The 6,581-nt window shown below is 67.8% G+C and carries 10 protein-coding genes; 5 read left to right on the forward strand and 5 right to left on the reverse strand.

Features of this window, described 5'->3' with window-relative positions:
- Positions 1 to 41: 41 nt before the first annotated feature.
- Positions 42 to 1,058, reverse strand: a complete 1,017-nt coding sequence (locus ACFXOM_RS31260) for a hypothetical protein (RefSeq protein ID WP_384936391.1) — start codon at positions 1,056 to 1,058, stop codon at positions 42 to 44.
- A 520-nt stretch (positions 1,059 to 1,578) separates the two neighbouring features.
- Here ACFXOM_RS31260 and ACFXOM_RS31265 point away from each other — a divergent pair.
- The gene (locus ACFXOM_RS31265) at positions 1,579 to 2,064 is read left to right on the forward strand and encodes a hypothetical protein (protein WP_384936388.1); all 486 of its coding nucleotides are present in this window, start codon (positions 1,579 to 1,581) and stop codon (positions 2,062 to 2,064) included.
- Here the strand turns inward: ACFXOM_RS31265 and ACFXOM_RS31270 are convergent.
- From ACFXOM_RS31270 to ACFXOM_RS31280, 3 genes are all read right to left on the reverse strand, one after another.
- The gene (locus ACFXOM_RS31270) at positions 2,030 to 2,167 is read right to left on the reverse strand and encodes a hypothetical protein (RefSeq protein ID WP_384948082.1); all 138 of its coding nucleotides are present in this window, start codon (positions 2,165 to 2,167) and stop codon (positions 2,030 to 2,032) included. The two genes, ACFXOM_RS31265 and ACFXOM_RS31270, sit on opposite strands and share 35 nt — an antisense overlap.
- A gap of 213 nt (positions 2,168 to 2,380) precedes the next feature.
- Positions 2,381 to 2,878: a transmembrane transport protein gene (locus ACFXOM_RS31275; RefSeq protein WP_385040648.1), complete on the reverse strand. Its 498-nt coding sequence runs from the start codon at positions 2,876 to 2,878 to the stop codon at positions 2,381 to 2,383.
- Positions 2,875 to 3,411, reverse strand: a complete 537-nt coding sequence (locus ACFXOM_RS31280) for an RNA polymerase sigma factor (RefSeq protein ID WP_384936380.1) — start codon at positions 3,409 to 3,411, stop codon at positions 2,875 to 2,877. The genes ACFXOM_RS31275 and ACFXOM_RS31280 overlap by 4 nt, the downstream gene beginning before the upstream one ends.
- A gap of 178 nt (positions 3,412 to 3,589) precedes the next feature.
- Between ACFXOM_RS31280 and ACFXOM_RS31285 the strand changes: the two genes are divergently transcribed.
- The gene (locus ACFXOM_RS31285; protein WP_384936379.1) at positions 3,590 to 3,922 is read left to right on the forward strand and encodes a hypothetical protein; all 333 of its coding nucleotides are present in this window, start codon (positions 3,590 to 3,592) and stop codon (positions 3,920 to 3,922) included.
- Positions 3,919 to 4,389, forward strand: a complete 471-nt coding sequence (locus ACFXOM_RS31290) for a hypothetical protein (RefSeq protein ID WP_384936376.1) — start codon at positions 3,919 to 3,921, stop codon at positions 4,387 to 4,389. Before ACFXOM_RS31285 ends, ACFXOM_RS31290 begins: the two co-directional genes overlap by 4 nt.
- Before the next feature lie 54 nt (positions 4,390 to 4,443).
- Here ACFXOM_RS31290 and ACFXOM_RS31295 read toward each other — a convergent pair whose 3' ends face one another.
- Positions 4,444 to 5,028: a nucleosidase gene (locus ACFXOM_RS31295; RefSeq protein WP_384936373.1), complete on the reverse strand. Its 585-nt coding sequence runs from the start codon at positions 5,026 to 5,028 to the stop codon at positions 4,444 to 4,446.
- A 676-nt stretch (positions 5,029 to 5,704) separates the two neighbouring features.
- Between ACFXOM_RS31295 and ACFXOM_RS31300 the strand changes: the two genes are divergently transcribed.
- Positions 5,705 to 6,103, forward strand: coding sequence for a hypothetical protein (locus ACFXOM_RS31300; RefSeq protein ID WP_384936370.1), 399 nt, complete (start codon positions 5,705 to 5,707; stop codon positions 6,101 to 6,103).
- On the forward strand, positions 6,103 to 6,417 hold the full coding sequence (locus ACFXOM_RS31305) for a hypothetical protein (RefSeq protein WP_384936368.1): 315 nt from the start codon (positions 6,103 to 6,105) through the stop codon (positions 6,415 to 6,417). Before ACFXOM_RS31300 ends, ACFXOM_RS31305 begins: the two co-directional genes overlap by 1 nt.
- Positions 6,418 to 6,581: the final 164 nt, after the last annotated feature.

Consider the following 6,581-nt stretch of genomic DNA (forward strand, 5'->3'; position numbering starts at 1 on the left):
GGGTGTCGGGGCTTGGGGGAATGGGTTTGGATCGGTTTCACTCAACGGGTGATCCAGGTGCCCTGGTCGGGGTGCCAGTGGATGACCGCGTTCTGGAAGGTCTGGTACCTGCCGCCGTCCCCGGAAGGGATCTCGTCACTTGTTGGGTATCCCAGCTTTCGCTCGTTGCCGTTTGCCTCGAACGACTGCCGGATCGCGCCATGGACGATGTGGGTGCCCGTGACGGGCGACCAGAGGAAGAGCGCGTTCTCGAATTTCTGGTATCGGCCGGTGGTGCCGTTCTGTGCCGTCCCGCCCTGGCTCTCGTCCATGACCGGGAATCCCCAGGCGCGCTCGGCATCGGTGGCCCAGAACTTGGCAAGGATGTCGCCGTGGACCGCGTAGGCCACATCCGGATGCCAGATGATCATCCCGTTCTGGAACACCTGGAAGCGTCCACCGAGTGACGCGTCGCGTTCACCCGTGGTCGGCAGACCGAGGAGGCTGCCCTGCCCGCCCAAACTCGCGTACTTGGCGCCGATGGTGCCGTAGGGCACGAGGTCGTCGATGGAGTCGTACCGGACCGGGGTGAACCCTCGCAGGCCATTGCTCCAGACGCGTTCCTCTGCGACATGTCCGTAGTCGTACTCCTCACGGACGACCGGCTGGGTGTGTGCAGCGTCGGCCCACCGCACGAACAACGCGACGTGGTCGACGCCGCCGGAGTCGCGGAGAAGTGCGTCGGCCGGCTGGAGGTCGCTCGCTGGTATCTCATGGGTGACGTCCCACAGGGACCAGGTCGTGCGGGACCGGTCGAGATGCCAGGCCATGGACACGTAGCCCGAGCAATCCCTTCGGTATGTGCCGAACTTGTTGGTGTGAGGACTGTTCGAGTCCATGCTGTAGGGCACCCGCTCAGCGATCCAGGACCAGGAGCGGTCCATCGCCTCGCCCCTCCCTATCGGTCCGTTCACCTCGGACGCGTGCGCGGTGCCGGGTAAGCAGAACACGGACAGGGCGAGGGCCAACGCGCAGAGCGCCGCCAACCTCCTGACCGCGAGCGGCATGGCGATTCCCATGATGTCGACTCCGTTGCTGTAGTTGGTCCGCGGATATCGCGGCAGCCCGGGCCGTCTCCCGCCTCATCGACATAAGGGGGGCGGTCGGGCAGTGACGGTGACGCAGCCTCGGTCGCGGGCGTCCTGCGGGACGACCCGAGCCGGTCGCTCAAGGACCGGGCGTAGCCACCGATCATGGAACCGATGCCGCTCACCGCACAGGTCAACGCACCGGCCATACGTGGCCGGTCGCGCTACAGCCTCGGATTCTGTGCGGCAGGGACGGTTCATATGAGGCCTGCCGGGAAACGAGTCGCGGCTTGGACACCCCTGAACGCGTTCCAGATCGCCTTCGAGGGCGCCTGACCCCGAGCAACAACGGACAGCTCAACAACCAGGATCAGCCATTGAGTTGACACACCGGGCTGGGCCGCACTTCCCGCCATTGTGGGAAGATTCTCGCCACCCGCACTCAAGCCATGAAACGGGATGCAGATTCATGCGCTCTGCCATCAGAGTGTTCTTCGCGACACTCTTCTCCATGAGCCTGTTTTTCGCCTCGAATCCCGCGCAGGCGGACACCCCCGACCCGGTCAACTGGCCGAAGCCGAGATTCGTCACCTACAACGTTTGCGGCGCTTCGTGCGACATCTACGCAGGGTCCAAGACTGCCTGGCGTGACTCGATCACGGGTGCCATGGACTACTGGGAGGCTGACCTGGTCATGCTGCAGGAGATGTGTTACGGGCAGTGGCAGTTGCTGCGTGACTCGCTGCAGGGCCGTTCCAGCGGCAACAGGTACGACTCGGTCTGGGGCGCGACGCTTGCATCCACGGACGGGTGCGGAAAGTGGGGCACGGACAAGCGCTACGGTCTGGCCACCTTCGCCAAGGGCGGCCCCGGCACCATCACACCGTCTCTCTGGCCATCAACCAGAGCTCATGCTCACTCGGCCCGAACCGAACGATCACGTGCGGAAAGCGGATGGCGTCTCAGGTCAGTAGCAGGCCGACGCCGATCAGCATGACGGTGCAGGCCAGTCCTGCGACGAGGAGGACGGTGCGGTTGCTTGCACCGCAGAGGCGCAGGGCGAGGGCCAGCGGTCCGACGGGAGCGTTCTTGTCGTTCATGCCTGTCCTACCTTCTTGATGTGGGCCTGAACTGGTCATTCGTAAGATCGGTGGGGCCCGAGGGTCCCGGGTATGGCTGTCATGTCGTCGCCGTTGGATGGCTCAGGAGACTTGGCCGCCCGGGGCCCCGCGACGACTCGACCGCTCATTGGGAGACGCGACGCGATCGCTGTCTCCTTGATGATCCGGATGACTTCGGTGGTATGCGGTTGCTCAGGGGGTGTCGTGCTGGAAGACCTCCCACAGTCGCAGTAGTTCGCGGCGCCGGCGGCGCGCCCGCACCAGGGCGAGCACCGCGGCGACGGTGAAGACGCCCCCGCCCGCGGCGGTGGCCACCAGGTCGGCGGCGCTGCCGCGGACCGCGGCCAATGCCACCCCCGCCAGAGCGGTCACCATGGTGGCCGCGAGTGCGATCCTGGCCGACAGCACCCGGTCCCGGGCGAACAGCGGCCGGCGCCTGCTCAGCACCCAGCCGGCGAAGACGGCCCAGGCCAGCCCTATCGTGATCAGTCCGGCGAAGGCGGCCTGGGTACGCCCGGGCAGCGCATCCGGCTCGGTGGCCCACAGCACCGCGATCAGTGCCGCGCCGCATCCCCCGACCAGGCCCACAGCCACATGGCGCAGTCGGGCGTGCCACGACACCTCAGCAGCTAGCACTCGCTCCAGTTGCTCGGGCACGGCCCCCACTGCTGCTCGGCTCTGCTCGCTCATGCCTGGTATCCCTTCTCGGCAAAGTGGTTGCGCAGCATGCGTCGGGCACGGTGCAGCCTGCTCTTCACCGTGCCGGCCGGTACGGAGAGCACCTCCGCACAGGCGGTCAGTGGCAGATCCTGCAGGTAAAAGAGGATCAGCACCTCGCGCTCAAAGGGCGGCAGAGCGGCCAGACCTGCCTCGATCTGGATCGTGGTGAGCACGCCGCCGAGCTCGTCGTCGGCAACGACTGTCGTGGCGGATTCGTCCAAGGCCGTCTCAGGCGCCTTGTACGCCTGCCGCAGATGGTCGGTGATGGTGCGCCGGGCAATGGTGAACAACCACGGAGCGAACCGCTCAGGCTGCCGCAGGCGCGGCAGGCCGCGTATCACGGCGACCCAGGCCTCCTGAGCGAGATCGTCCGCGAGGTGCACAGAGTCCACCATGCCCTGGAGGTAGCGCCGCAGCGGCCTGTGCCAGATGGCCACCAGCTCGCGGAACGCCTCCCGTTCCCCAAGCTGACAGCGCACGACCAGCAACCCGTCCTTGCTCACCGCACCTCCCTGCTCTGCGCCATCCGTCACAGAGACAGTCGCCATTCGAGACAGAAGGGTTCACGAAACCCATGAGCAATCCGGCCGGAGCGCCGGTGGCAGAGCTCACGGGTTGCGCCTGACCAGCGCACTCAGAAGCTGTTGTCTCTCCGCGCCTGCGGATGGGGTTCCGCTGGTCGTGCCCAGGGTCGACGAGGCTGTGGGAGCGGCGGTCTGTCGTGTCGCCGCTGCTGAGGAGATCATGGATGCCGTCCGGTCGTGGGGATGCTGGAACAGTGCGATCTCGTCGCTCGTCGCTCGTCGCGTGGGCGGGCTGCGGGAGGAGGTCGACCGTATCCAGGTTGAACCGGAAGTGGCCGTCCACGATGTCGTGGAGACGGGCCTGCTCTCAGCGTTCGTGTGTCGGGCACACCCGTCCGGCCGTGCACAGCAGGAAGTCCGGGCCGGGCCGAGGTTAGATCGGTTTCGGAACGACCTCTTCGATCCCCGAGATATTGAGGACACCCCATGAAAGCGTCACTCGCGCTGCCGCTGTGCGCACTGGCCCTTCTCCCCGCCGTGCTCAGCCCGCCTCTGGCTCACGCGGGCACCGATCACGACCAGGACCGCGTGAAGAGGTTCACCCTGAGAACCACCAACTCTCAAGGGGAGTTCCCGAACGCCACCGCCGACCTGGTCGACTGGAAGGGCGAGATCGTCGGCTTCGTCACGACCAACTGTGTCTTCGCGTCCCCGGCGTCCACTCCCCAGACCACCACCTGCTTCGGGGCCTACGTCCTCGAGGACGGCCAGATCACTTGGCAGAACGCCACGCGCGACCCGCAGACCCCCTATCTGATCGCCATTACCGGAGGAACCGGCAAGTATTGCTCGGCCGGCGGCCAGATCCGCGTGGTGAGCACCGAGTCGGAATCAGGCGGCGGCCTCTACGAACTCGAAGTCATCACCAGCCGCAAGTGCTCCACCTCCCAAGCCTGATCCCGGTGGAGACAGCAGACCGGGCGCCGGCCAGGCCCGGGTGGAGGGAATGACTCAGGAGTAGGTGCGGATGTTGTGGGCTACCCAGTCGGCCAGGGCGCGGGCGCACTTCGCGACGGATTCCCGCCAGGTCCTGGCGGCGCCCTCGCCGGCGTCGTCGCTGACGTGTTTGATGATGCGCAGAGACACACCGGCGCGTTGTGCCGCCGCAGCCAAGGCGTAGCCTTCCATGTCGACCATGGAGGCATGCGTCGCCAGACGGGCACGAGCAGTCTCGTCGTTGATGAAGGAGTCCCCGGTGGCGAGGGTGGGGCCGCCGGGGGCGCCCACGGTCAGGGGCGCGCCGTAGGTCTTGCCGGTCAGGGCGCGCAGGGTGTCGCTGTCCAGGTCGTGTTGCATGACGGTGCCGATGACATGGGTTCCCGTCCAGCCGGGACGCAAGGCTCCCGCGGTGCCGAGGTTGACGACGTCCGATGGAAGCGGGCCGCGGGCCAGTGCCGCGGCGAGCGCGCTCGCGGCGTTGACTTTGCCCATGCCTGTCAGCAGGACGGGAAGGGACGTGTCGAGGTACTGGGCCTCTTCTTCGACCGCCAGCACGAGCAAGGAACGGTCGCTGGTGATCTGGCCCATGAGTTCCATGGAATCAGAGTATGATGATTCGTCCGTAATGCGGAATTTTGTGGGTCACCTGACGCCGGCCTGCGGGAGAGCTCGGCACGGTCGCTGTCGCGCGCCGGGACGCACTGCAGCGGCGTCACCCCATGGCCACCGCGACGGCGCGAGCGGGGCGCGACGGGGGATGGACGGGTGGCGTCGAACCCCGGCCGATGCAGATCTCCGCACTTCCGGTCGTAGAACCGTGTGCTGCGCAACCGGACGGCCGGGGCAAGGACACGTCCGCGGTCCAGCGGTGGGTGGGTCGAGTCCCTCGCCCTCGGCCGGCGTGAGCCGGTCATCGACGCTCGCCGCCGTCGGCCTCGGCCGCCTGGTCGCCCGACAAGTCGCCCTGTACCAGGGGTGGATCGGGGTGTGGGATCCGCCGGACGGCACCGGGACCCGCTTCGAGGTCAGGCCGCCGATGGGCGACGGCATACGCCGGCGGGACGGCAGGCCGGACCGGTTTCGGCGGTGCCCGGGCAGCGGCGAGCAATACACTGCCCCGCGCCGCGACCGGACGATCGAGACCGCCGCTCATGCGAGGCCGCTCGGGTGGTCGGCGGCCGACGGACACCCACAAGGTTTCCACAAAGACGGCTCCTAACGTCCGTTGCGGACGGGCACCCGCCCGTCCGCAACTGCTCGAGGAGGAACTGTCATGTTGACGTTCAGGAAGGCGGCCGTGCTTTGCGCCGCTGTGGGTTCCCTGCTCGTCGGCGCGGGCGCTGCCGTGGCCGACGGCGGCACGCCGCCACGGGACGGCGCCCGCGCCGGTGACGGAGCGCAAGCCCTGTGCAAGCGTGTCCCCAAGATCGAGAAGCGCATCGAGCGCGCGCTGGAGCGCATCAACGGCGGTGCCGACGACCACGGCTCGCTGGCCCGGCTGGAGCAGCGCGTGGCCGCGGCCGAGGAAGCCGACCACACGGAGGTCCATGCCTTCCTCAACGGTCGACTGACCGCACGCAAGACACTCAAGACCACTCTTGAGCAGCGCCAGAAGGACCTGGCTGCGGTCAAGACGTGGTGCCAGGCCCAGACGAAGGGGAACGAGGACTGATGAAGTCGCTCCCGCGCCGCCCGGCCGCCGTGCTCACGGTGGCGATGCTGGCCGCTCTGCTCCTCGGCGGTTGCGCCGACGGCAGCGGGGGGAGCGCCGGGAATGCCCCCGCCTCAGGCAACTCCGGAGCACCGGGGAACCCGTCCCCGGCGGCCCCTGAGGAGGCCGGCGGAGACGAGGGTTCACCGGCTGCCGAGGACGGTGGTGCGCCGCAGAGTGCGGATCCCGAAGAGCTGGCCCGGATGCAACGGCTCCTGGACGAAGCCGAATCCGCTGCGGACGATGCCGACGCTGACAGCGAGTCTGCCGACTGAGACAGAGCGGGAACGGGTAGCCCCGGACCGGGGCATATCGGCGGGCGGGCGCCGGGAGGTCCCGGCGCCCCCCCCGGGGCCCGGTGCCGCCCCCACGGGTGTTGGGCGGGCTCCGGGGGCGACGGAACGCAAAAACCAGTTAAAACCGCCTTTATCTTGCTTTT

Origin of the sequence: Streptomyces sp. NPDC059169 (assembly GCF_042755225.1) — a bacterium.
Classification (GTDB): Bacteria; Actinomycetota; Actinomycetes; order Streptomycetales; family Streptomycetaceae; genus Streptomyces.

Excerpts from the sequence above, each read along its gene's own strand:
- ACFXOM_RS31260 (WP_384936391.1), bottom strand. The coding sequence starts at position 1,058 with ATGGGAATCGCCATGCCGCTCGCGGTCAGGAGGTTGGCGGCGCTCTGC.
- ACFXOM_RS31265 (WP_384936388.1), top strand. The coding sequence starts at position 1,579 with ATGAGCCTGTTTTTCGCCTCGAATCCCGCGCAGGCGGACACCCCCGAC.
- ACFXOM_RS31270 (WP_384948082.1), bottom strand. The coding sequence starts at position 2,167 with ATGAACGACAAGAACGCTCCCGTCGGACCGCTGGCCCTCGCCCTGCGC.
- ACFXOM_RS31275 (WP_385040648.1), bottom strand. The coding sequence starts at position 2,878 with ATGAGCGAGCAGAGCCGAGCAGCAGTGGGGGCCGTGCCCGAGCAACTG.
- ACFXOM_RS31290 (WP_384936376.1), top strand. The coding sequence starts at position 3,919 with ATGAAAGCGTCACTCGCGCTGCCGCTGTGCGCACTGGCCCTTCTCCCC.
- ACFXOM_RS31295 (WP_384936373.1), bottom strand. The coding sequence starts at position 5,028 with ATGGAACTCATGGGCCAGATCACCAGCGACCGTTCCTTGCTCGTGCTG.
- ACFXOM_RS31300 (WP_384936370.1), top strand. The coding sequence starts at position 5,705 with ATGTTGACGTTCAGGAAGGCGGCCGTGCTTTGCGCCGCTGTGGGTTCC.
- ACFXOM_RS31305 (WP_384936368.1), top strand. The coding sequence starts at position 6,103 with ATGAAGTCGCTCCCGCGCCGCCCGGCCGCCGTGCTCACGGTGGCGATG.